The organism is Mesorhizobium sp. P2_C4 (genome assembly GCF_056404575.1).
Genome location: NZ_JBFUDT010000007.1, coordinates 258,265 through 280,672, shown reverse-complemented (window position 1 = coordinate 280,672; position 22,408 = coordinate 258,265). Strand labels below are relative to the sequence as shown.

Here is a 22,408-nt window from a genome sequence, read left to right as displayed (position 1 = left end):
CCTTCCCTCAATTTTTCACGGCAAGATAAATCTTCCATTAACGCTGCCTGAATCAGGACAGTAGCCGCGGATCACAAAAGGTCGATGAGGAACGGGATAAGCGGCGCATCGGCCGGCGGCATCGGGTAATCGCGCATCTGCTTTGGCCGCACCCATTTCAGCGCCTGCCCTTCTTTTGGATGCGCAATGCCTCGGAAGCGACGGCAGACGAACAGCGGCATCAGCAGATGAAAATCATCATAGGAATGGCTGGCAAAGGTGAGCGGCGCCAGGCACGGGATCTCGGTTTCGATGCCGAGCTCCTCATGCAGTTCGCGGACAAGACATTGTTCCGGCGTCTCGCCGGGTTCGACCTTGCCGCCGGGAAACTCCCACAGGCCGGCGAGTTGCTTGCCTTCAGGCCGCTGCGCCAGCAGCACACGGCCGTCGGTATCGACCAGCGCACAGGCGGCGACCAGCAGCAGGCGCTTGCCGGCGGGGTTCGCGCCGCTCATGCCCCGGGCGGCCGGCGATAGTGATAGCGATAGACTTCGTTGAAGCCGAGCGAATGATAAAGCCCAAGCGCCGGCACATTGACGGCCTCGACCTGCAGCCAGGCCTCGCGCGCGCCGCGCAGCCGCGCCCATTTCAGCGCCGACAGGATGAGGTGGCGGCCATGGCCCCGGTTGCGCACCGACCTGTCGGTGGCGATCTCGAACAGTCCGGCGAGATCGCCGTCATGAACGCAGATCAGCGTCGCCAGCGGCTCGGTCCCCTCTTCGAGCGCGAACAGCCCGGCCTCCGGCTGAATGGCGCCGATGATCTCCGACAGACCTGGCCGCAGCGACACATCCGAACCGCTGACCTTGAGCGACGCGCCGATGAAGCGGCTGATGTCCTTCAACGGGATCTGGTCCATGGCGGCGTCGAGCTGGGCGTCCGCCAGCGGCAGCCGCATCACCAGCGATTCGTCAAAGGTACTCCAGCCTTCGCTGTCGAGATGGTTGGAAAGATCGGGCCCCGACAGCGGCGAGATGCGGAAGGTCAACGGCCTGCCATAGGCCTCGAAGCGACGGCTGGCGCGACCGATGCGCTCGGCAATGTGCTGGATATCGCCGGGATCGAGCGGATTGACCGAGTTCAGCCGCTTGGCTGGATGGCCGGCCGTCAGCCGCACCACCCAGGTGCCGTCATAGTGGACGGCCGCCGCCGGCCAGGCACGAAAGCCCGCCGCCTCGTAGCGGCGCACGGTCGCCAGCACGCTTGCCGGATGCCTGGGGACCACCACCATCAGCTCCGATAATCGCCATTGATGGCGACATACTCCTTGGTGAGATCGCAAGTCCACACCGTTGCCTTGCCGCGGCCGATGCCGATATCGGCGCGGATGCGTATCTCGTCGCGCTTCATGTAGGCCGATGTCGCCGCCTCGGAATAGCCGGCGTCGCGTTCGCCCTCATGCGCCAGCCGGTTGTCGCCGAACCAGATCGACAGAAGGTCGCGGTCGGCGGGTTCGCCGGCCTTGCCGACGGCCATGACGACGCGGCCCCAATTGGCGTCCTCGCCAGCAACCGCCGTCTTGACCAGCGGCGAGTTGGCGATCGACAGCGCGATGCGCTTGGCCGAGCGGGCCGATTTCGCGCCGGTGACGGTGACTTCGACCTGCTTGCGGGCGCCCTCGCCGTCGCGCACCACCTGCAGCGCCAGCGATTTCAGCACCTTGCCCAGCGCCCGGCGGAACGCGCCGAGGCGGGCATCCCGAGGGTCGCTTATCGCGGGCGCGCCGCGCTTGCCGGCAGCACCAGTGGCGAAGATCAGCAGCGTGTCGCTGGTCGAGGTGTCGCTGTCGACGGTGACCGCGTTGAAGGTCTTGGCCGTGCCGCGCGACAAAAGATCCTGCAGCACGGGTGCGGCGATCGGTGCGTCGGTGGCGATGAAGGAGAGCATCGTCGCCATGTCGGGCGCGATCATGCCGGCGCCCTTGGCGATGCCGTTGATGGTGACGTCGGTGTCGCCGAGCTTGATCGTCGCGGTCGCCACTTTCGGATAGGTGTCGGTGGTCATGATGGCTCTTGCCGCCTCGGTCCACTGGTCCGGCCTGCCGTCCTTGACCAGTCCGGCCAGCAGATGGCTGAACTTCGCTGTATCGAGCGGCTCGCCGATGACCCCGGTGGAGGCCAGAAACACCTCGCCCGGCGAGCAGCCCGCAGCCTTGCCAGCCGCCTCGCCGGTCAATGCCGTGGAGGCGCGGCCCTTCTTGCCGGTGAAGGCATTGGCGTTGCCGGAGTTGACGACCAGCACGCGCGCCTTGCCGGCGGCAAGGTTCTGCCGGCAGAAATCGACCGGCGCCGATGGACATTTCGACTTGGTGAACACGCCGGCAACCGTGGTGCCGGCGTCGAAGACCATGGCCAGCAGGTCGGTGCGGTTCTTGTACTTTATCCCCGCCTCGGCAGTGGCGATGCGCACGCCCTCGATGGCAGGCATTTTGGGATATTTCTTCGGCGCAAGCGGCGAAATCGTTGCGGACATGGGGACCTCGGGCGGGAAATTCGCAAGGGGAAGGCCGGTTTGCCCGATACGGCGCGCGGGCGCAAGGGCGTTTTCGCCGCGCCTGCCGGGGTGGCACCCACTGCGAATTAAGCTTGCATTTCAAATCCGTTGGCGTCGGCGAGGCCTCTCACGTTATGATCGGCCATGGGCAGGTTGGTGATTTTAGCGATGGCGTTTCTGGGGCTTCTGCTCCTGAGCGCCGATGCGCAGCCGGAAAAGCGCGTGGCGCTGGTCATCGGCAACGGCACCTATGCCGAGGCCGGCACCTTGACCAATCCGGTCAACGACGCTCTCGACATTGCCGGCAAGCTGCGCTCAATCGGTTTCGAGGTCATCGAAGGCAACGATCTCGGCAAGCGCGACCTTGAACGCAAGATCGGCGAATTTTCCGACGCGCTGGAAGGCGCCGGTGTCGGGCTTTTCTACTATGCCGGCCATGGCCTGCAGGTCGAAGGGCGCAACTACATCGTCCCGGTCGACGCCAGGCTCGACATGCCGGTCAAGCTTCAACTCGAAGCCGTGCCGATCGACGAAGTTCTCGACATCATGGAACAGCAGACCAAGGTCAGCCTGGTGTTCCTCGATGCCTGCCGCAACAATCCGTTTGCGCGCAGCCTGAGCCGCACGGCCACCACGCGATCGGCAACGGCCCTTGCCGGCCTGGCGCAGTTCGATTCGACGCGCGGCTCGTTCATCGCCTTCTCGACCGCGCCCGGCGCCGTCGCCATGGACGGCACCGGGCGCAATTCGCCCTTCGCCGCGGCACTCCTGCGGCACATCGCCGAACCCGGCCAAAGCATCAACGACATGATGATCGCGGTGCGCCGCGACGTGGTCTCCGAAACACGCGAGGGCCAGCGCCCCTGGGAGCAAGGCTCGCTGCTCGAACGCTTCGAATTCGTGCCCGGCGGAGAACCTATCGCGGACATAAAGCCGGCTGTCGGCCCCGCGCCCGAAACCAAGGTTGCGGCGCTGGAGCGTTCTGTCGGCGACAAGGGCTCGATCGAGGCTTTCCTGCGCCATGACTATCTGGCGCCCGATACCAAAGCGATGAGCGAAACCGTCAAGCGGCTCTACAGTCCCTCCGCCACCATTTTCGGCACCCGCTATGACACGGACGCCCTCATCAAGGTCAAGACCGACTGGTTCGCGCAATTTGCATCATGGTCGTTCGATCTCGAGCCCGGCAGCCTCGAGGTGACGCCGCATGGCGAAGACAGCGCCGACGCGGTTTTCGCCATGACTTACGGCTATGTGCCGAAGGACAAAGCGGCAGCGCGGCTGACAGGCAAGGCGCGGGTTACGCTCGGACTCGTCAAGGCCGATGGGCAATGGCGCATCGCATCGGAAACATCCGAAGCGATGAAATAGGCGCAGGCTGGGGATAGAACGGATCGTTTCGTTCCATCAAGAGTCTCTGTATGATCCCCGCAGAATGGTCCTCGGGAAACAGACAGATGGGTGAAGATGCGTATCCCGGCCGCAAATCGATCGGCGCGCGGCGCAACCCGGACAGCGCCGGCGCCATTCTCGATGCCGCCGAAGCGGTGCTGGTCGAGGCCGGCTATGCCGGCTTTTCGATCGAGGCCGTGGCGCGGCGGGCGCGTGCGGGAAAACCCACGATCTACCGGTGGTGGCCGAGCAAGGCCGCCTTGCTGCTCGAAGTCTACCAGCGGGGCAAGCGCGTCGACACTCCCGACACCGGCAATCTGGAGGAAGACCTAGTCGGTTTCCTGAAAAACCTGTTCTCGCACTGGCGCCAGACATCGTCGGGCAGCGTGTTCAGGTCGCTTGTCGCCGAAGCGCAGTCGGATCCAACCGCGGCCGTGGCCCTTGCCGACTATGCGAAAGGGCGCCGCGCCCATACCGGCCAGATGATCGAACGCGCCAAGGCGCGCGGCGAGGTTGCGGCCGATGTCAATGCCGAGCTCGTCGCCGACCTGATCGCCTCGTTCGCCTGGACGCATCTTTTGACCGATCGCCTTGACGAAGACGAAGCCACGATACGCAAGGCGGTCCGCTACGTGATGCACGGCATAGCCGTCCGCTAGAAAGCAAAAGGGCGCGGCAACCCTTGACTGCCGCGCCCCACTACAAAGTCTTTCAGGCCTACTTGGCGCTTTCCAGCGTATCGACCGCCTTTTTCAGGTTCGCGTCGGGAATCTCGACCTTGGCCGCGGCGCGCAGCGTCTTGACCAGCGCAAAATACTTGTCGCGGATGACCGCCTGCTTGGCCTGATCCTTGACGTCGTCGAACGCCGGCGGCTGCTTGACGCGCTTGTCCTCGACCTTGATGACGTGCCAGCCGAACTGCGACTGCACCGGCTCCTTGGTGTATTTGCCGACCTCGAGCGCGAAGGCGGCCTTGTCGAACTCCGGCACCATCTGGCCAGGTCCGAACCAACCGAGATCGCCGCCGCTGGTCTTGCCCGAGGGGTCGCTGGTGTGCTCGTTGGCAAGCTTCTGGAAATCGGCCCCGCCGTCGAGCTGCTTGATGATCGCCTCGGCCTCTTCCTTCGTCTTCACGAGGATGTGACGGGCATGGACCTCATTGACCGGCGGGGTGTTGGCGATTTCCTGGTCGTAGCGGGCGCGAACCTCGGCGTCGGTGACCTTGTTGACGACGCCCTTCTCGACCAGCTCGCCATGCAAGGCACGCTGCTGCAGGAAGGCCATGCGGCGCTGGAAATCCGGGTCCTTGTCGAGGCCGGTGGTGACCGCCTGGGCGGCCATGACGCGGATCTCGATGGCCGCCGAAAGGGCAGCGGCGCGGCGCTGTTCGGGCGGAAGCTGGGCGAATTGCTGCGACAGCTCGCCTTCAGCAAGCACAAGGTCCGCCTCGGTCAGCGTCTGGCCGTTGATGGTGGCGACAACGGCGTTCGGATCGACCGGCGCGGCCGCGGGTGCTGCGGCTGCCGGCTGCGCCGGGGCGGCATCTTCCGCCATCAGCGGCGACACGGAGAGAGCCGACAGGCCGAAAGCCAGACCAAGGCTGGCGAGCGACGCGCGGCGGAACAATAAGGACATCAAGATAACTCCAATGGGGATTGCGAGAGCGGGAAGGGCTTGCAGATCAGCCTGATTGTGGCGGAATTTGGCGCGACCCGCAGGGCGAGCGCGGCGTTGACATCAGTTGAGCCCCCTCTTATCTGTCCAACGACTTTGCGTCCAGAACCGTTTTCCGGGCGCTTTTTGTGTTCGTCTGCGTATCACGCGGATGTGATGGGGCCGGCCGGCACCCGTCTCAAGATTGAGAATTCTATCGAAAGGACCATTGGATGGTCAGTCTCGGCGGTCTCGCCCGTAAGGTTTTCGGCTCCTCAAACGATCGCCGTGTCAAGGCGACCCGGCCCCGTGTCGAGGCGATCAACGCCATGGAAAACGAGATGCGGGCGCTCTCCGACGCCGAGCTTGTCGGGCGCACCGACAAATTCCGCCAGGACATCGCCAACGGCGCCAGCCTCGATGACCTTTTGGTGCCAGCCTTCGCCACCGCGCGTGAGGCGGCACGCCGCGTGCTCGGCATGCGCCCGTTCGACGTGCAGTTGATCGGCGGCATGGTGCTGCACAATGGCGGCATTGCCGAGATGCGCACCGGCGAGGGCAAGACCCTGGTCGCCACGCTGCCCGTCTACCTCAATGCGCTGGCCGGCAACGGCGTCCACGTCGTTACCGTCAACGACTACCTGGCCACCCGCGACTCCGAATGGATGGGCCGCGTCTACAAATTCCTCGGCCTCTCGGTCGGCGTCATCGTCCACGGCCTCTCCGACGAGGAGCGCCGCGTCGCCTACGCCGCCGACGTCACCTACGCCACCAACAACGAGCTCGGCTTCGACTATCTGCGCGATAATATGAAGTACGAGCGCGCCCAGATGGTGCAGCGCGGACACAATTACGCGATCGTCGACGAAGTCGATTCCATCCTGGTCGACGAGGCGCGCACACCGCTGATCATTTCCGGTCCGCTCGAGGACCGTTCGGAAATGTACAACACCATCGACACCTTCATCATCCAGCTGCAGCCGCAGGATTATGAGATCGACGAGAAGCAGAAGACCTCGATCTTCACCGAGGAAGGCACCGAGAAGCTGGAGAACCTGCTGCGCGATGCCGACCTGCTCAAGGGCGAGTCGCTCTACGACGTCGAGAACGTCGCCATCGTCCACCACGTCAACAATGCGCTGAAGGCGCACCGGCTGTTCCAGAGGGACAAGGATTACATCGTCCGCAACGGCGAGATCGTCATCATCGACGAGTTCACCGGCCGCATGATGCCGGGCCGCCGCTATTCGGAAGGCCTGCACCAGGCGCTCGAAGCCAAGGAGCATGTGGCGATCCAGCCGGAGAACCAGACGCTGGCCTCCGTCACCTTCCAGAACTATTTCCGCCTCTACAAGAAGCTCGCCGGCATGACCGGCACGGCGCTGACCGAGGCCGAGGAATTCGGCAACATTTACAACCTCGACGTCACCGAGATCCCGACCAATTTACCGGTCATCCGCAAGGACGAGGACGACGAGGTCTACCGGACGGTCGAGGAAAAATACAAGGCGATCGTCAAGGAGATCCGCGAAGCCAGTGCCAAGGGCCAGCCGACGCTGGTCGGCACGACGTCCATCGAGAAATCCGAGCAGCTGGCCGAGCGCCTGCGCAAGGAAGGCTTCAAGAATTTCGAAGTGCTGAACGCCCGCCACCACGAGCGCGAGGCGGCGATTGTCGCCCAGGCCGGCAAGCCCGGCGTCATCACCATCGCCACCAACATGGCCGGCCGCGGCACCGACATCCAGCTCGGCGGCAACGCCGAGATGCGCATCGCCGACGAGCTTGGCGACATGCCGGAAGGCCCCGAGCGCGAGGCCATGGAAAAGGCAATCCGCGAGGATATCGCCCGTCTCAAGGAAAAGGCGCTTGCCGCCGGCGGCCTCTATGTGCTGGCCACCGAACGTCACGAATCACGCCGCATCGACAACCAGCTGCGCGGCCGCTCCGGTCGCCAGGGCGATCCCGGCCGCTCGAAGTTCTTCCTGTCGCTGCAGGATGATCTGATGCGCATCTTCGGTTCCGAGCGCATGGACGGCATGCTGCAGAAGCTTGGCCTCAAGGAAGACGAGGCGATTATCCATCCATGGATCAACAAGGCGCTGGAAAAGGCGCAAAAGAAGGTCGAAGCCCGCAACTTCGACATCCGCAAGAATCTCCTGAAGTACGACGACGTGTCGAACGACCAGCGCAAGGTGGTGTTCGAGCAGCGCATCGAACTCATGGACGGCGAGGGCCTGACCGAAATCATCGCCGAGATGCGCGAAGGCGTCATCGACGAGATCGTCGCCAAGGCCATCCCTGAAAACGCCTATGCCGAGCAGTGGAATGCCGCCGGCCTCAAGGCCGAGGTCGCCGAATTCCTCAACCTCGACTTGCCGATCGAGGACTGGGTCAAGGAAGAGGGCATCGCCGAAGACGACATCCGCGAGCGCATCACCGAGGCCGCCGACACCGCCGCCAAGGAACGCGCCGACCGTTTTGGTCCGGACGTGATGACCTATGTCGAGCGCTCGGTGGTGCTGCAGACGCTCGACCACCTGTGGCGCGAACACATCGTCAATCTCGACCACCTGCGCTCGGTCGTCGGCTTCCGCGGCTACGCCCAGCGCGACCCGCTGCAGGAATACAAGGGCGAGGCGTTCGAACTGTTCCAGGCGATGCTGGGCAATCTGCGCCAAGCCGTCACCGCGCAGTTGATGCGCGTCGAACTGGTCCGCCAAGCCGCCGAAGCCCCGCCGCCGGAAGCGCCGGAGATGTTCGGCACCCACATCGACGGCACCACCGGCGAGAACGACTTCGAAGGCGGCGAGACCGCGCTTCTGGTCCGTCAGGAACAGAACGCCATCGTCGCCCCCGAAGATCGCGATCCCAACAACCAGGCGACTTGGGGCAAGGTCGGTCGCAACGAAGCCTGCCCCTGCGGCTCCGGCAAGAAATACAAGCATTGCCACGGGGCGTTCGCTTAGGCGCACTCTTTCCTTCTCCCCGTCCCTATACGGGGAGAAGGTGCCCGAAGGGCGGATGAGGGGCAGCGCTGCCCCTCGCTAACTCTGGCTCGTTGACCTCAAAGCAGCCCCGAATCGCGCGCCGCCGCGGTCGCCTCGCCGCGCGAAACGGCCTCCAGCTTGCCCAACACCGCCGAGACATGGTGATCGACAGTTTTCGGTGAAATGGTCAGCTGCTCGGCAATCCGCTTGTTGGAAAAACCGCGCTCGATCAGCTGCAGCACTTCCATTTGGCGCTGGGTGAGACCGGCCTGGTTTTCGCGCGTCGTGCGGCGAGGCCCCCTGGCGATATGATTGACGCCGTTGCGCCGCATCGTTTCGCGCACATGCTGGGCCACAGGTCTGGCGCCAAGGTTTTCGAAAATCTCCAGCGCCGCGCGCTGCGCCTCCTCGTCGCCCTGGGCGAGTGCAAGCCCGCGTTCATAGGGCGCGTTGAGCTCGGCCCAAAGCGCCGCCGCCGCTTGCCAGTCGCCGGCCAGAAGCAGCTGGTAGGGCGCGGCCATGCCTGACGTATCGCCGGGGTGACTATGCGGAGCCAGCTTCTGGCGCCATGTCGCCAGCTCGCTGAAAACCGCCCGTGTCGGCGACAGGCTGTCGGCAAGATCGATTAGCCGCAGCGCCTCATCTCTGTCGCCTTGCCCGAGCCATGCCTGCTCGGCCATCACACAAGCATAGGGCGCCAGCCGCTGCAGCTCGGTGCCCTTTTCCAGGAACTGTTTCATCTCCTGGAACAGCGGTTCGGCCGAGGGATCGCCGCGCCGGATCCTGAGTTTCACCAGTGCAATCAGTGCGGGATAGCGCACCAGCATGGTCGCATGGTCGTTGGACAGCACATCGAGCGCCTCGGCGGCGGCCTCTTCCCACTGGCCCTGGCGCAGCAGCAATTGCGCCAGCACGCCGCGCATATAGTCGCGCCAGGTGACGAGATCGTTTTCGACGCAATAGTTGATGCCGCGATCGAGGAAGGACTGCGCCGCATCGAAGCCAAGCTGGTTCATCTCGCTGCAGGCGCTGTTGGTGAAGGCGCGCGCCGCATGCTCCTGAAAATTCTGTTCGAGCGCGATCTCCAGGCTGCGGGCAAGGTGCAGCCGCCCCGCCGCCAGATCCAGCCACTGCCCGGCGCTGCCGAGATTGTTGAGCGCGTGGCAGACGATGTCGGGCCGGTTCATGCGCTCGGCAAGCGTCACCGCCTTTTCGCCCAGCCGCAGCGCCTCGTCCAGCCTCTCGGCCAGCATCGCCAGTTGCGACAGGTTGGAGTAGGCCATGGCGAGTTCGGCGCCGGCCGGCACGGTTTCCAGCAATGCCACCGCCTGCTCGCCGAAGACGTCGGCAGCCTTGCGGTCGCCCATCAGATAGGCAAAGCGTGACAGCCATCTCAGGCTATCGCCTTCCTTCGCTCTGTTGCCTTGAGCCTGATGCAGGAGGCGCGCCTGGCCCTGCGCCTCGATGGCCTCTTCGATCTGGCCGATGAGATGGCACTCGAAGGCATGTTTCTCGTAGAGCACTGCGCGCTCCATTGCCGGCAGGTTGTCGGCATGGCGCAGGGCGACCTCATAGTAGCCGGCGGCATCGCGATGCGCGCCGACGCGGGAGGCCTCGCGCGCGGCGATCGGCGCCAGTTCGCGCACAGCCTCCAGATTGTGCGCCTCCACCGCGTGATGCACGAGGCGGCCGGCGGAGACCTCGCTGTTTTCGAGCAGCGCAGCCAGAGCGCGCTGGTTGAATTGCCGCCTGTGGCTCGTCGTCAGCATCATTTCGACGGCCCGGCGGGCGATCTCGTGGCGGAAGGCATAGCCGTCGCCCATATCGTCCAGCAGGCCGGCGGAGACGCATTCCGCCAACTGCCCGGCGCTGGCGACGCCGCACAGGCCCTGCAATGCCCACGCATCGGCGCGCCTTGGAAAGACCGACACCGCGTCGAGCATCGAGCGAGCGCCGGCCGACAGCCGCTCGGCCCGCGCCAGCACGGCGTCGCGCACGCTGGCCGGCGGCGTCGTTGCATTTTCGGCGCACAGCAGTTCGGTAACGAAAAACGCATTGCCGGCTGTCGCCCGATAAATGGCGTCGCCATCGCGGCCCGCCGCATCGGCCAGCGACAGCACGGCCGCCTCGCTGAGCAGCGGCACGTCGATGCGCGCGACATTGCCCGCCGGGATTTCGCCCAGCGCCCGCCGCACGCGCATCTGCGCCTCGCTGCGGTCGTTGCGCGCCGTCACCAGAAGCAGGATGTGGGTGTTGACAATGCGCCGGCCGAGAAAGCGGACGAAATCCAGCGTCGCGTCGTCGGCCCAGTGCAAATCCTCGATCACCAGCAGGCTTGGCTGCGTCCTGGTCTCGAAGATCTCCAGCGCATCGGAAAACAGCGGCAGCCTCTGTCCTTGCCGGTGGTCGATCGCCTGCGGCAGCGCCCAATGCGCCTCCCGGGCAAGATCATAGAGCGGCCCCAGCGGATCGGGTATCGACAGATCCTCGCAGGCGCTGCGCAGGATGCGTGTGCCTTGCCCCGCGCGTTCGATGAAGGCCTCGACCAGCGACGTCTTGCCGGCGCCCGCCTCGCCCGCCAGCGCCGCCACCCGGCCACGGCCACGGCCAGCCTCCATGAGAAGGCCGTCCAGTTGCTCCAGCTGTGTCTGCCGTTCCAGAAGCATTGTCATTCTCTCGTGAGATCGGCCACCGTCGCGGCTGCCGCCACGATAGCCCTGGGCGAAAGCGCTGCAATGTGACTTTGCACACATTCCAGTGACTCTCTCCACAAATAACGTCGCCAACATAGGGAATCGTCCCGCCAAAAATAGGGAATGGCTCCGATGTGCGCTCTTGCCGGACGTGATCATTGTCCTGCCGCGCTCGGACCGAGCGTGAATTGACGAGAAGAGGAACTTCCCATGCCTCGCTATGTGGTGGAACGTACATTTCCGGACGGGCTCAACGTGCCGATGACCGAAATCGGCGCCGATGCGCTCGGCGGCGTCGTCATGCGCAACGCCGAAAAAGGTGTCACCTGGGTGCAGTCCTTCGTGACACCCGACAAGAAGCACAGCTTCTGCATCTATGACGGCCCCTCGCCCGAGGCGATCCGCAGCGCCGCCCACAAGAATTCGCTGCCGGTCGACAAGATCATGGAGGTGCGGGTTCTTGACCCTTACTTTTACCGTTGAATCCCAAAACGCCCGGCAAATCCCGAACGATCGGCAAATCCCAAATGATCGGCAAATCAATGAGCATCAAACTGCCCTTCGCGGCGATGGCGACCTGCTTGCTGGCCTGCCGGTCGGTGAAGCCGCGCCTGTCGTGGGAGACCAGGCAACCTCCCTGCTCGGCCGTCTATGGCGGTTCGCGACGAACCTGCCTTCGCATCTGTTTGGCAGGCGGCGATTGCCCCCGGAAGACGATTATCTGAGGCGCGACGTCGGCCTGTCGGAGCGCGATATCCAGCGGGAATACTGGCAATATTACTGGTGGGACCACTGATTTCGCAAAGCCATTTTGAACGGCAAAGACATTTCTGAAAACCGCAAAGGCCGCCTGGCCTGAACAAACCGGACGGGCGGTCCGTTCCGGATTGCAAACCAGACGCCGCAAGGTTGCAACACGCCCGGCCTGACCGCCGGTCGTCCTGTCGCGTCATCAACAATGAACGGAAAGATCATGACCAAAACGCTTTGGACCGGGCGCTTCGCCGCCCTCGCAGTCCTGTCAATGGCGGCCACAGCCGCCCACGCCCACGACGCCAACATGCTGGCCGAAATGGTGCGCACAGCCAACGACCGCTTCGCAAACGTGTCGGCGGCGACCGCCGAAGGCTACGCGCCGATCCCTTGCGCCAGCGGCATCACCGGCGGCGCCATGGGCATCCATTACGTCAATCCCACTTACCTCAAGGACGACGCGGTCGATGTCGCCAAGCCCGAGGCGGTGATGTACGAGCCGATGGCCGACGGAACACTGAAGCTGGTAGCGGTCGAATACATCACCTCGAAAGGCCCGGCCTCGCTTGGCGGACAGCTGTTCAACTTCAACAGCGCCCCCAACCGCTATGGCCTCGGCCCGTTCTACGAACTGCATGTCTGGGCCTGGAAACCGAACCCGACCGGTACTTTCGCCGACATGAACCCGAACGTGTCCTGCGAGGCGATGAAGGGGATGTAAGGCGAGCGCTTCTTCCTTCTCCCCGTCACTATACGGGGAGAAGGTGGCCCGAAGGGCCGGATGAGGGGCGGCGCCGGGGGTTGGCCATTGGCCGATCTCCCGCGGCTTTACTGCCATACCCCCCACAAATGCCCCCCTCTCTGAATCATTTCCCTGACTTGAGGGTATCAGCGCAAATCCCCGAAAGCTTGCGCTGCCCCTCATCCGCCTGCCGGCACCTTCTCCCCGTATAGCGACGGGGAGAAGGGCTCTCTCCGCCCACGCTTTCTTAATGTGTTTTGGCTACACCAAACCCAGAAAAGAGGCGGAAAACGGAGTGAAATCGGGGTGCGCTTTTCCGCGGCGACGACAGCCGGCCGGTTTTTGCCGCAGCGCTTGGCGCTGCGCATAAGGCCGCTGCTTGGCCGCATCGATGCCGTGCTGTTCACCGCCGACGAACGCGGCGAAGCCGGCCGCATGTCGATCATCGCCTTTTCAATCCGCATCATCAGCGCTGTCATCGCTTTCGTCAGCCAGGTGCTGATGGCGCGCTGGATGGGCTCGTTCGAATACGGCATTTTCGTCCTCGTCTGGGTGACGATGGTCATCGTCGGCAACCTCGCCTGCCTCGGCTTTCACACCTCTGTCATCCGCTTCATCCCCGAATACCGCGAGCGCGGCATGATGGACGAATTGCGCGGCATCGTGGTGGCCAGCCGCCTGTTCGTGCTGGTCGCCTCGACGCTGTTCGCAGGTCTCGGCGCGCTTGGCGTCTGGCTGTTTTCGCCGTTTATCGAAAACTACTATGTCGTGCCGTTCATCCTCGGCGTCATCTGCCTGCCGATGATCGCCATGGGCGACCTTTTGCAGGGGCTGTCGCGGGCCAATTCATGGGCGCTGTTTGCGTTGTCGCCGACCTATCTGGTGCGGCCCGTTCTCATCCTGGCGCTGATGGCGCTGATGCTGATGGTCGGCTACGCCCCCGACGCCAGGACCGCGATCTTCGCCTCGATCGCCGCCACCTACGCCACCACGCTGGCGCAGCTGATCGGCGTCACCACGCGCATGGACAAGAAAATCCCGGCCGGGCCGATGAAGGTGCATTTCGCGCAATGGTTCATCGTCTCGCTGCCGATCTTCCTGGTCGAGAGCTTCTTCTTCCTGCTCACCAATGCGGACGTGCTGATGGTCGGCGCCTACCTCGACCCCAACGACGTCGCCGTCTACTTCGCCACCGTCAAGACGCTGGCGCTGGTGCATTTCGTCTACTTCGCCGTCAAGGCCGGCGTCGCCCAGCGCTACGCGCAGTTCACCCATGGCGACCCCGACAAGCTCGCCGCCTTCGCGCGCGAGACGGTGTCGTGGACCTTCTGGCCGTCGCTGCTGATGGCGCTGTTAGTGCTGGCGCTGGGCTGGCCGATGCTGGTGCTGTTCGGCCCTGAATTCACCGCAGGCTATCCGCTGCTGTTCCTGCTGGTCTTCGGCGTCGTCGCCCGCGCCGCCGTCGGCCCCTGCGAAAGCCTGCTGACAATGAGCGGCAACCAGAACATCTGCGCCGCCGTCTATGCCATGACGCTCGCCCTCAACATCGGCCTCAACGTCGTGCTGATCCCGCTGTTTGGCCTGTGGGGCGCGGCGATCGCCACCAGCTTCGCCATGATCTTCGAGGCCAGCGCGCTGTCCTTCACGGTCTGGCGCAAGCTCGGCATCGTCATGCTCATCTTCGTGCCCGCCGTGCCGGCCGCCAGGGGAGACGCCTGATGGCCGCCACCCCCCTGCTCGAGGAAACCAGCGGCGGCCCGGCCGGCGCCATGGTGTCCGGCCTTGCCGGGCTGCAGCGCGACGCCGATCCTGCCCATCTCGAAATCCTGGCCAACAACCGGCCGCAGCGGAAGTTGGCGATCTATCCGGCCTCCGCCGGCTTCGACCTGGTCGAGGAACTGGACTATCTCTGCACCCGCACCATCGAGCCCAACGTCTTCTTCAACCCGCGCTTCCTGGCGCCGGCAATGCCCCGGCTGGAAGACCGCGAAGTGCGGCTGGCCGTCATCCGCGACGGCGACGAATACCGCAACCGCCTGCGCCTGCTGGTGCCGTTCTCGGTGGAAAAGCCGGCGGTGCCGCTCGGCGTCCCGGTCATGCGCACCTGGTCGAGCCCGTTCGGTCCGATCGGCACGCCGCTGATCGACCGCGACGATCCGGTCGGCGTCGTCGAGGATTTCTTCGCGATGCTGTCGCGGCCGCATCTGAAGCTGCCGAAGGTCTTCGTGCTGCCCGACATGCGGCTCGACGGCGCCGTGGCAAGCCTGCTCGCCAGCGTCGCCGAGACGCGCGGCCTGACGATGGTCACCACCGGCAAGGCCGACCGCCCGTTCCTTGAAAGCGAGCTCGATGGCGACGCCTACCTCAAGGCCTCATTACGTTCGCACCATTACCGCGAGTTCCGCCGGCTGAAGCGGCGCCTCGCCGATCTTGGCAAACTGGAGCATGTGGTGGCGCGCGGACCGGACGAGATCCGCCACGCCATCGAAAGCTTCCTGACGCTCGAGGCCGCCGGCTGGAAAGGCCGCGAGCGCACCGCCATGGCCATCGACCGCTACCGCGCCGCCTTCGCCCGCGAGGCCGTGCACCGGCTGGCCGAACACGATCTGTGCCGCATCCATTCGCTGACGCTCGACGGCCGCACCATCGCTTGCCTGATCGTCTTGGTCGAAGCCGGCGTCGCCTACACCTGGAAGACCGCCTATGACGAGACGCTTTCCGCCTATTCGCCGGGCACGCTCTTGATGATCGAGGTGACCCGGCAGCATCTCGACGATCCCAACATCATGATGACCGATTCCTGCGCCGTGCCCGACCATCCGGTGATGAGCCGGCTATGGAGCGAGCGCAGGCCGGTCGGCTCGCTGGTCATCGGGTTGACGCCGGACGCCGACCGCCTCGCCCGCCAGGCGGCCTCGCAGCTGCATCTCTACCGCGAGACCCGCAACATGGCGCGCATCCTGCGCAACCGCATGAAGAGCCTGCTCGGGCGGCGGTAGGCCAGAAGTGGTCTTCCAACCCAGGCAATTCGGCTCTCAACCATACACGGAGGCCGCTGAAAAGGCGCTGGATCAGCGGCAAGACACAAGCTATGGGTCGCGCCGGCAATTTCGGCCGGCCTCCACGACAAGCCATCCTGATGATCAGAACCTTTTTTCATAGCGCCGGTCCCCGTGCGGCCTTCCTGCTGCTTGCACTGCTGCCCGTTAGAGCCTGGGCCGATACCTGTCCCGAGGATTGCAGCGAGCCCCCGCCGCCCGTCAACATCTACCGCCACACCGCCGCCGGCCATCTCGGCCCGGCCACACTGGGCGCGCTGCCGCGCGTCTATGTGCCCAACCGCTCCTCCAACAGCGTCACGGTGATCGACACCATGACCCTGAAGGAAGTCGACAGGTTCTCGGTCGGCAGCAAACCGCAGCACGTCGTGCCATCCTGGGACCTGATGACGCTCTGGGTTGCCAACAATGGCACCGGCAAGAACGGCAGCCTGACGCCGATCGACCCGATGACTGGCAAGCCCGGCCCGCAGATTTTCGTGGACGATCCCTACAACGTCTACTTCATGCCGGACGGCAGCGCGGCCATCATCGTCGATGAAGCCCTGGAGCAGCTCGATTTCCGCGATCCCCACACCATGGCGCTGAAGTCGAGCCTGCCGACGCCCACCTGCCCCGGCATCAACCACGCCGATTTCTCGGTCGACGGCGCCTACGCGATCTTCACCTGCGAATACGGCAATGGCGGGCTGGCCAAGATCGACCTGAAGAACCAGAAGGTGCTCGGCCATCTCGACTTCTCGAAAATGGGCATGCCGCAGGACATCCGCCTCTCGCCCGACGGCAAGGTCTTCTACATCGCCGACATGATGAATGACGGCGTCTTCCTCGTCGACGGTGACAGTTTCAAGGAAATCGGCTTCATCCCGACCGGCATCGGCACCCATGGCTTTGTCGTCAGCCGCGACGGCAAGCGGCTCTACGTCTCGAACCGCGGCTCGCACAGGATGGAGCAGGGCAAGGCAAACGGACCGGGTAGCGTGACGGTGATCGACTTCGCCACCCGCTCGGTCGTCGCGCAATGGCCGATCCCTGGCGGCGGCAGCCCCGACATGGGCAATGTCAGCGCCGACGGCAAACAGCTATGGCTGGCCGGCCGCTTCGACAGCGATGTCTACATGATCGACACGACCTCAGGCGCCGTAACCAAGATCCGCGTCGGCGTCGAACCGCACGGCCTCACAGTCTGGCCGCAGCCGGGACGGTACTCGCAAGGTCATACGGGGAATATGCGGTAGGGTGCCACTACGGGAAAAAGGTGCTCTTAGCCGGATCACCCGCGATCTTCGGGACGTCGCCTAGCCTGACGCGACGCGCAGGAGAGGGCTTCGTTGCAACCGCGACGATCACGCCGGCACGCCGGCGATGCCCAGCGCCTCGACGTAACGCTCGGCGAACACCTTGTCCCGCCACGGGTTGATCTGTCTCTGCAGGGTGAGCGTGTAGATCGGGAACGCCTCCATCAGACGCCGCGCCGCCGCCTGCGCCTCGTCCAGCCGGTTGAGTTTGACCAGCGCCATGATCACCACCCGGTGCGAGGTGCCGTAGTTCGGCATCTCCTGCAGCGCGCGTGCTCCCCATGCCAGCGCTTCCTCATAGCGCTCGAGCATCAGGTAGCTCATCCCGATGCCGGAGAGCGCGATGCCCTTCTCTGGGTCGACCGGGCTCAGCCGCATTGCCCTGTGAAAGTGCTCGATCGCGACGAGCGGGCGGCTGGAATGTGCGTTCACCCAGCCGCTGCTCGTATGGCCCTGCGCCGAATTGGGGTTGAGCAGCAAGGATCGTTCTATCGTGCCCAACGCCATCTCGTAGTCCTTCGCGCTGTAGGCGAGCACCTGCGCGGCGAAGCGTAGGCTCGTGGGGTCGTCGCGCGCTTCCGCCAGTACCTCGCGCGCCATGCGCACGGCGACCCGGACATCGTCGGGCTCATGCCAGCACTGGCTCACGGATACGCTGCGGATATAGGCGCCAAGCCCCTTTGCCAGGTTGAAGCCAGGGTCGATGCTGAGCGCCTCGTTGGTGAGCCGGCGCACGTCGGCAAAGCCTTCGCGCGTCATGCTGTAGAAGCGGGGCAGCGCGCGAAGGTAAAGGTCGTAGGCGCTGATGTAGTCGGTCGGCTTCATGCGCGCCTGCTTGATCTGCTCCAGCCGGATGCTCGGCTCGACAGCGCCGACGACGCTCTCGGTCACCTTGTCCTGCAGGTCGAAGATGTCGCTCACGTCGCCCTCGAAGCGGTCGGCCCAGATATGGTGTCCGCTGATCGCGTCCACCAACTGCCCACTGATGCGCACCCGCGATCCTGCTTTGCGGATGCTGCCTTCGAGCACGTAGCGGACGCCCAGCTCGCGCCCGACCTGGCGCAGGTCCACCGCCCGGCCCTTGTAGGTGAAGGACGAGTTGCGGGCGATTACGAAGAAGGAGTTCACCCGGCTCAATCCCGTGATGATGTCCTCCACCAGCCCGTCGGCGAAGTATTCCTGGTCGGGGTCGCCGCTCATGTTGGTGAAAGGCAGAACCGCGATCGAGGGTTTTTCGGGCAGGGGAGGCGGTGCGCCCACCGAGGCGCTGGCATCGGTCTCGACGCGGTAGGCGCGCACAGGTCGCTCGATGTTCTTGAGGCGCAGGTCGCCGAGCGGCGTGAAGCCGCAGTCGAGCTTGCCCTGAAGGTGGTCGTAGGCGGTGCCCGAGACGACCACGGTGCCGGGATCGGCGATGCTTTCGAGACGGGCGGCGATGTTAACCCCGTCGCCGTAGAGGTCGCCGTCCTCCTCGCAGACCACGTCGCCGAGATTGATTCCGATGCGGAAGCGAATCCGCTCTTCCTCGGGCGTCTCCGCCTCGTGTTCTGCCAGGGCCTGCTGGATCGCCATCGCCGAGGTCACCGCGTTAACGACGCTCGCGAACTCGCACAGCATGCCGTCGCCGGTGAGCTTGACGATCCGACCCTGGTGCTCGGAGATCAGCGGTTCGAGGAGGTCCTTGCGGTAGATCTTCAGCCGCTCGAGCGTGCCGCGTTCGTCGCGCTCCGTCAGGCGCGAATAGCCGACCACGTCGCAAGCCAGGATCGCTGCGAGGTGGCGCTGCGTGGTCATTGCACCGCTCAGCGGGCCGCCCCGCGTCCATGTCCGGCCAACTTCCAGACGCCTCACGTGCATGGTATCCATCTCTCCCAGTCTCTGCCGGTCGCCGATACGGAACGGAGAACGCAGCTTGACCTCGCCCTCACGATATTTCGCTATCGCGCTTGCCAGGCGTGGAGCGTTCCAGTCGCCGCGCCAACAGCCAACCGACGACACGCCCACGCAGCCTCTGGGGACACTGATACGCCACTCCCAGAAGGTCGGAGATATTTCCTGCCCTGTGTAACCGGCTGACGCCACCGTGGCGGTGCTTTTGTATCAGGCATCACACCAGACGTTCGCGCTTAGAGGTGGTGAGGCCGGCAAATGGGGTAAGCGGGATTGGTCAATCTGATGACGGATGCCTTCGCCTTGTCGGCCAAGGTCCAGGCTGGACGCGACCCGTCATAGAGGGTGCCAACGAGGCAGTCCAAGGTGGATTTCTGGGTGGATCAAGATCCACCGTGTTCCTTTATCCTACTGGAAATAGGCCATTTCCAGTAGAGAATTGGTGCCCCTAGCCGGAATCGAACCAGCACTCCTTGCGGAACTCGATTTTGAGTCGAGCGCGTCTACCAATTCCGCCATAGGGGCTCAGGCTGCAAGGCCTGGATGGGCGCGGACTATACGGTTGGAGGCCTGTTCGTCAACTGGCCAATTCTCCATCGATGCGGGCTTGCGTCAAAACCTCACCTTTCGCTTTCGTGAGGTCGCGGCCATTGTGCAGCGCGGAAAATCTTTCTAGACAAACGGCGCATGCCACAGGGAGTGCCGATGCTTCGCGGACTTTACGACTGGACCTTGTCGCTGGCGGCAAGAAAATCCGCCGAATGGTGGCTGGCCTTCATCGCTTTCGTCGAAAGCTCCGTCTTCCTGGTGCCGGCCGATGTGCTGTTCTTGCCGATGGCGCTGTCGCGGCCGGATCGCGCCTACCGCTATGCGCTGATCGCCACCGTCGCTTCGGTTCTCGGCGGCATCGCCGGCTGGTTCATCGGCCACTATGCCTATGATGCCGTCGCCCGACCGATCCTGGAATTCTACGGCAAGTATGACGAGTTCGAAGCGTTGCGCGCGGGGGCGGGCACAGGCTTCATCATCCTGATGCTGATCACCTCGGGTGCCGCCCATTTGCCGCCGATCAAGGTTGTGACGATCCTGTCCGGCGTCATCGGCGTGCCGTTACTTCTGTTCATCCTGCTGGCCATCGTCGCCCGCGGCGGCCGCTTCCTGCTTTTGGCCTGGCTGCTGCGCCACTATGGCGAGCCGATCCGCGAATTCATCGAAAAGCGCCTCGGTTTGATCGCGGGCGCCGCGGCCGCTGCCCTGATTTTGCTCTATATCCTCGTCAAATACGCTTTCTGAGCAAGGATGCTTTTGGGCGGGCGGCGAACTCAATGGACGAACAAACAATGACAGCGACCATGGATGCCGACGCCGGACGCCAGCGGACACGAACAGCCTTGTTTCTCGCCGTCGCCATGGCCGCGACAGTCGGCTCGGCACTGGCCTTCCAGCATACTGGCGGCTACATCCCCTGCCATCTCTGCCTGGAGCAACGCACCCCCTATTATATCGGCGCGCCGCTGATGCTGCTGGCCGTGGTTGCCTCGGTGCTGCACGCGCCCGCATGGCTGACCCGCGTGCTGCTCGGCATTGGCGGCCTGCTGATGCTCTACGGCCTCTATCTCGGCGTCTATCACTCGGGTGTCGAATGGGCGTGGTGGGCAGGTCCGACCGATTGTACCGCGGGCGCTGGACCGGTGGACACCGGCGGCAAGGGCGTGCTCGACGCGCTCGACAAATTCGTTCCGCCTTCCTGCGACAAGGCGGCGCTGCGCATCCTCGGCCTGTCGCTGGCCGGCTGGAACGCCATCGCCAGCTTCATCCTCGCCGCCGTCGCCTTCCGCGGCGCCTTCTCTCGGGACTGATCAGGCGCGACGCAGAGTTCGTCCAGAAATTCGCCAGCCCGGAACGGCTGGCGCGGCTTTCGAGAACCGGAGCGGAGCGTACTTAAGTACGTGAGCACCGGAAGCGCAGAAAGCTGCGCCAGACGACCGGGCTCGCGGATTTCTGCCGAACTCTACGGTTCCAGTTCGACATCCCAGTAGAGATAATCCATCCAGCTTTCATGCAGATGGTTGGGCGGGAACAGGCGGCCGTTATTGTGCAGATCGTGCACCGTCGGCTGATAGGGCTTTTGCAGTGGCCACATCTTGGCGTGCGCCGGCATCATGCCGCCCTTCCTCAGATTGCAGGGCGAGCAGGCAGCAACGACATTCTCCCACGTCGTGGCACCGCCACGATGGCGGGGAATGACGTGGTCGAAGGTCAGGTCTTCGGGCGTGCCGCAATACTGGCACTGGAAACGATCGCGCAGGAAGACGTTGAAGCGGGTGAAGGCCGGATGCCTGGACGGCTTCACATAGGCCTTCAAGCTAACGACGCTCGGCAACCTCATCGAGAAGGTCGGCGAGGACACCGCGTGCTCGTATTCGGCGACGATGTTGACCCGGTCGAGGAACACCGCCTTGATGGCGTCCTGCCACGACCAGAGCGACAGGGGGTAATAGCTGAGCGGACGGTAATCCGCATTCAGCACCAGCGCTGGGAGCCCATCCGGAGATACGGCAACCGTCACCTTGTTGACCTCCTAGTTCAAGAACCGATCGGCGCGGATACTGTAAGCCCGACATGACAGGGATGTGAAGCGGATTGTCGCTCGTCCGAAGCCTCAAAAACGCATGATTTCAAAGCTTTTTTGCGGATTCAGGCGGGAGGCGCGGCGTCCCTGCCCTTCAGCTCACGATAATAGGCCCAGAAAAGTCGCGATGCGACACCTCGCCACGGGCTCCATGATTCGGCCAATGCGATCAGTGTTTTCTCCGGCGGACGCGGCTCGATGCCGAGCGCGTGACCGACCGCCGTTTGTAGTGCGACGTCCCGCGCGGGGAAAACATCGGGGTGTCCGGCGGCAAACAGAAGATAGACTTCCGCCGTCCATGGGCCGATGCCCGGCACTGCGGTCATCGCCGCAATCGCCTCGCCGGCGTCGAGCCGGCAGAGGTGATCGAGGTCGAGGCCGTCGACCACGGCCTGGGCAATGGCGATCAAGCCGCGCTGCTTCGGCCGCGACAGCCCGGCCTCGCGAAACATCGCTTCATCGGCGGCAAGGATGGCTTGCGGCGTCAGCGGATCGACGAGTTTCGTCAGTCGGCCGAAAATGGCATCGGCGCTCGCGCGGGACACTTGCTGCGAGACGATGATTGACGCCAGACTTCGAAATCCCGGCTCCGAGAGCCGCAGCGGCACCTCGCCGGCCATGCCACGCACTTTTTCCAGGCGCGGGTCGATGAGGCAAAGCGCGTCCAGGCCTCGCGCGACGTCGTCGAGGTTGGCGATGCGTTGCATGTTTGCTTGTTCCTGCACTGAGCCCAGCGTAGCAATTGGCGAAACTGCTGCACAATCCGATTGCTGCTTG

Annotated in this window: 19 protein-coding genes and 1 tRNA gene; 11 read left to right on the top strand and 9 right to left on the bottom strand. The window is 64.3% G+C overall.

Features of this window, described 5'->3' with window-relative positions:
- Positions 1-71 precede the first annotated feature (71 nt).
- From AC1DX6_RS24945 to argJ, 3 genes are read right to left on the bottom strand one after another with little or no spacing between them, the layout of a single operon-like run.
- Positions 72-494, bottom strand: coding sequence for a (deoxy)nucleoside triphosphate pyrophosphohydrolase (locus tag AC1DX6_RS24945; RefSeq protein ID WP_477318245.1), 423 nt, complete (start codon positions 492-494; stop codon positions 72-74).
- Entirely contained in the window at positions 491-1,270 is a 780-nt protein-coding gene (locus tag AC1DX6_RS24940) for a GNAT family N-acetyltransferase (RefSeq protein ID WP_477318243.1), read from the bottom strand. Before AC1DX6_RS24940 ends, AC1DX6_RS24945 begins: the two co-directional genes overlap by 4 nt.
- Positions 1,270-2,511, bottom strand: coding sequence for a bifunctional glutamate N-acetyltransferase/amino-acid acetyltransferase ArgJ (gene argJ, locus AC1DX6_RS24935; protein ID WP_477318241.1), 1,242 nt, complete (start codon positions 2,509-2,511; stop codon positions 1,270-1,272). Before argJ ends, AC1DX6_RS24940 begins: the two co-directional genes overlap by 1 nt.
- Before the next feature lie 189 nt (positions 2,512-2,700).
- Here argJ and AC1DX6_RS24930 point away from each other — a divergent pair, with 189 nt between their 5' ends.
- Together AC1DX6_RS24930 and AC1DX6_RS24925 are read left to right on the top strand one after the other, a co-directional pair.
- Positions 2,701-3,903 carry a caspase family protein gene (locus AC1DX6_RS24930; protein ID WP_477318239.1) on the top strand — a complete coding sequence of 401 codons (1,203 nt, stop codon included), beginning with the start codon at positions 2,701-2,703 and terminating at the stop codon, positions 3,901-3,903.
- An 86-nt stretch (positions 3,904-3,989) separates the two neighbouring features.
- Complete coding sequence (locus AC1DX6_RS24925; RefSeq protein WP_477318238.1) at positions 3,990-4,583, top strand: TetR/AcrR family transcriptional regulator; 594 nt, start codon at positions 3,990-3,992, stop codon at positions 4,581-4,583.
- 58 nt (positions 4,584-4,641) lie between these two features.
- Here the strand turns inward: AC1DX6_RS24925 and AC1DX6_RS24920 are convergent, their stop codons facing one another.
- Positions 4,642-5,559 (bottom strand): peptidylprolyl isomerase, encoded by a 918-nt coding sequence (locus AC1DX6_RS24920; RefSeq protein WP_477271057.1) that lies wholly within the window; start codon positions 5,557-5,559, stop codon positions 4,642-4,644.
- Positions 5,560-5,810: 251 nt separating this feature from the next.
- Between AC1DX6_RS24920 and secA the strand changes: the two genes are divergently transcribed.
- Positions 5,811-8,543, top strand: coding sequence for a preprotein translocase subunit SecA (secA, locus tag AC1DX6_RS24915; protein ID WP_477318236.1), 2,733 nt, complete (start codon positions 5,811-5,813; stop codon positions 8,541-8,543).
- A gap of 98 nt (positions 8,544-8,641) precedes the next feature.
- Here the strand turns inward: secA and AC1DX6_RS24910 are convergent, their stop codons facing one another.
- Entirely contained in the window at positions 8,642-11,230 is a 2,589-nt protein-coding gene (locus AC1DX6_RS24910) for an ATP-binding protein (RefSeq protein ID WP_477318311.1), read from the bottom strand.
- 237 nt (positions 11,231-11,467) lie between these two features.
- On the opposite strand from AC1DX6_RS24910, the gene AC1DX6_RS24905 reads away from it, so the two are divergent.
- The 6 genes from AC1DX6_RS24905 (at position 11,468) to AC1DX6_RS24880 (ending at position 17,049) form a co-directional block, all read left to right on the top strand.
- Positions 11,468-11,740: a DUF4242 domain-containing protein gene (locus AC1DX6_RS24905; RefSeq protein WP_477271053.1), complete on the top strand. Its 273-nt coding sequence runs from the start codon at positions 11,468-11,470 to the stop codon at positions 11,738-11,740.
- A complete protein-coding gene (locus AC1DX6_RS24900; protein WP_477318234.1) occupies positions 11,718-12,053 on the top strand; it encodes a hypothetical protein in 336 nt (111 codons plus the stop codon). Before AC1DX6_RS24905 ends, AC1DX6_RS24900 begins: the two co-directional genes overlap by 23 nt.
- 177 nt (positions 12,054-12,230) lie before the next feature.
- Positions 12,231-12,731: a hypothetical protein gene (locus AC1DX6_RS24895; protein ID WP_477318232.1), complete on the top strand. Its 501-nt coding sequence runs from the start codon at positions 12,231-12,233 to the stop codon at positions 12,729-12,731.
- A 327-nt stretch (positions 12,732-13,058) separates the two neighbouring features.
- Positions 13,059-14,471, top strand: a complete 1,413-nt coding sequence (locus AC1DX6_RS24890) for a lipopolysaccharide biosynthesis protein (protein ID WP_477318230.1) — start codon at positions 13,059-13,061, stop codon at positions 14,469-14,471.
- On the top strand, positions 14,471-15,751 hold the full coding sequence (locus tag AC1DX6_RS24885) for a GNAT family N-acetyltransferase (protein ID WP_477318228.1): 1,281 nt from the start codon (positions 14,471-14,473) through the stop codon (positions 15,749-15,751). Before AC1DX6_RS24890 ends, AC1DX6_RS24885 begins: the two co-directional genes overlap by 1 nt.
- 140 nt (positions 15,752-15,891) lie before the next feature.
- Positions 15,892-17,049, top strand: a complete 1,158-nt coding sequence (locus AC1DX6_RS24880; RefSeq protein ID WP_477318226.1) for a YncE family protein — start codon at positions 15,892-15,894, stop codon at positions 17,047-17,049.
- A gap of 108 nt (positions 17,050-17,157) precedes the next feature.
- Here AC1DX6_RS24880 and AC1DX6_RS24875 read toward each other — a convergent pair whose 3' ends face one another.
- The gene (locus tag AC1DX6_RS24875) at positions 17,158-18,903 is read right to left on the bottom strand and encodes an adenylate/guanylate cyclase domain-containing protein (protein WP_477318224.1); all 1,746 of its coding nucleotides are present in this window, start codon (positions 18,901-18,903) and stop codon (positions 17,158-17,160) included.
- Positions 18,904-19,439: 536 nt separating this feature from the next.
- Positions 19,440-19,524, bottom strand: a tRNA-Leu gene (locus AC1DX6_RS24870).
- 180 nt (positions 19,525-19,704) lie between these two features.
- On the opposite strand from AC1DX6_RS24870, the gene AC1DX6_RS24865 reads away from it, so the two are divergent.
- Entirely contained in the window at positions 19,705-20,292 is a 588-nt protein-coding gene (locus tag AC1DX6_RS24865) for a YqaA family protein (protein ID WP_477318222.1), read from the top strand.
- A 47-nt stretch (positions 20,293-20,339) separates the two neighbouring features.
- Positions 20,340-20,858 (top strand): disulfide bond formation protein B, encoded by a 519-nt coding sequence (locus tag AC1DX6_RS24860; RefSeq protein WP_477318309.1) that lies wholly within the window; start codon positions 20,340-20,342, stop codon positions 20,856-20,858.
- Positions 20,859-21,010: 152 nt separating this feature from the next.
- Here AC1DX6_RS24860 and AC1DX6_RS24855 read toward each other — a convergent pair whose 3' ends face one another.
- Both AC1DX6_RS24855 and AC1DX6_RS24850 read right to left on the bottom strand, forming a co-directional pair.
- The gene (locus AC1DX6_RS24855) at positions 21,011-21,568 is read right to left on the bottom strand and encodes an HNH endonuclease (protein WP_113192368.1); all 558 of its coding nucleotides are present in this window, start codon (positions 21,566-21,568) and stop codon (positions 21,011-21,013) included.
- A gap of 128 nt (positions 21,569-21,696) precedes the next feature.
- Entirely contained in the window at positions 21,697-22,338 is a 642-nt protein-coding gene (locus tag AC1DX6_RS24850; protein WP_477318220.1) for a DNA-3-methyladenine glycosylase family protein, read from the bottom strand.
- Positions 22,339-22,408 lie beyond the last annotated feature (70 nt).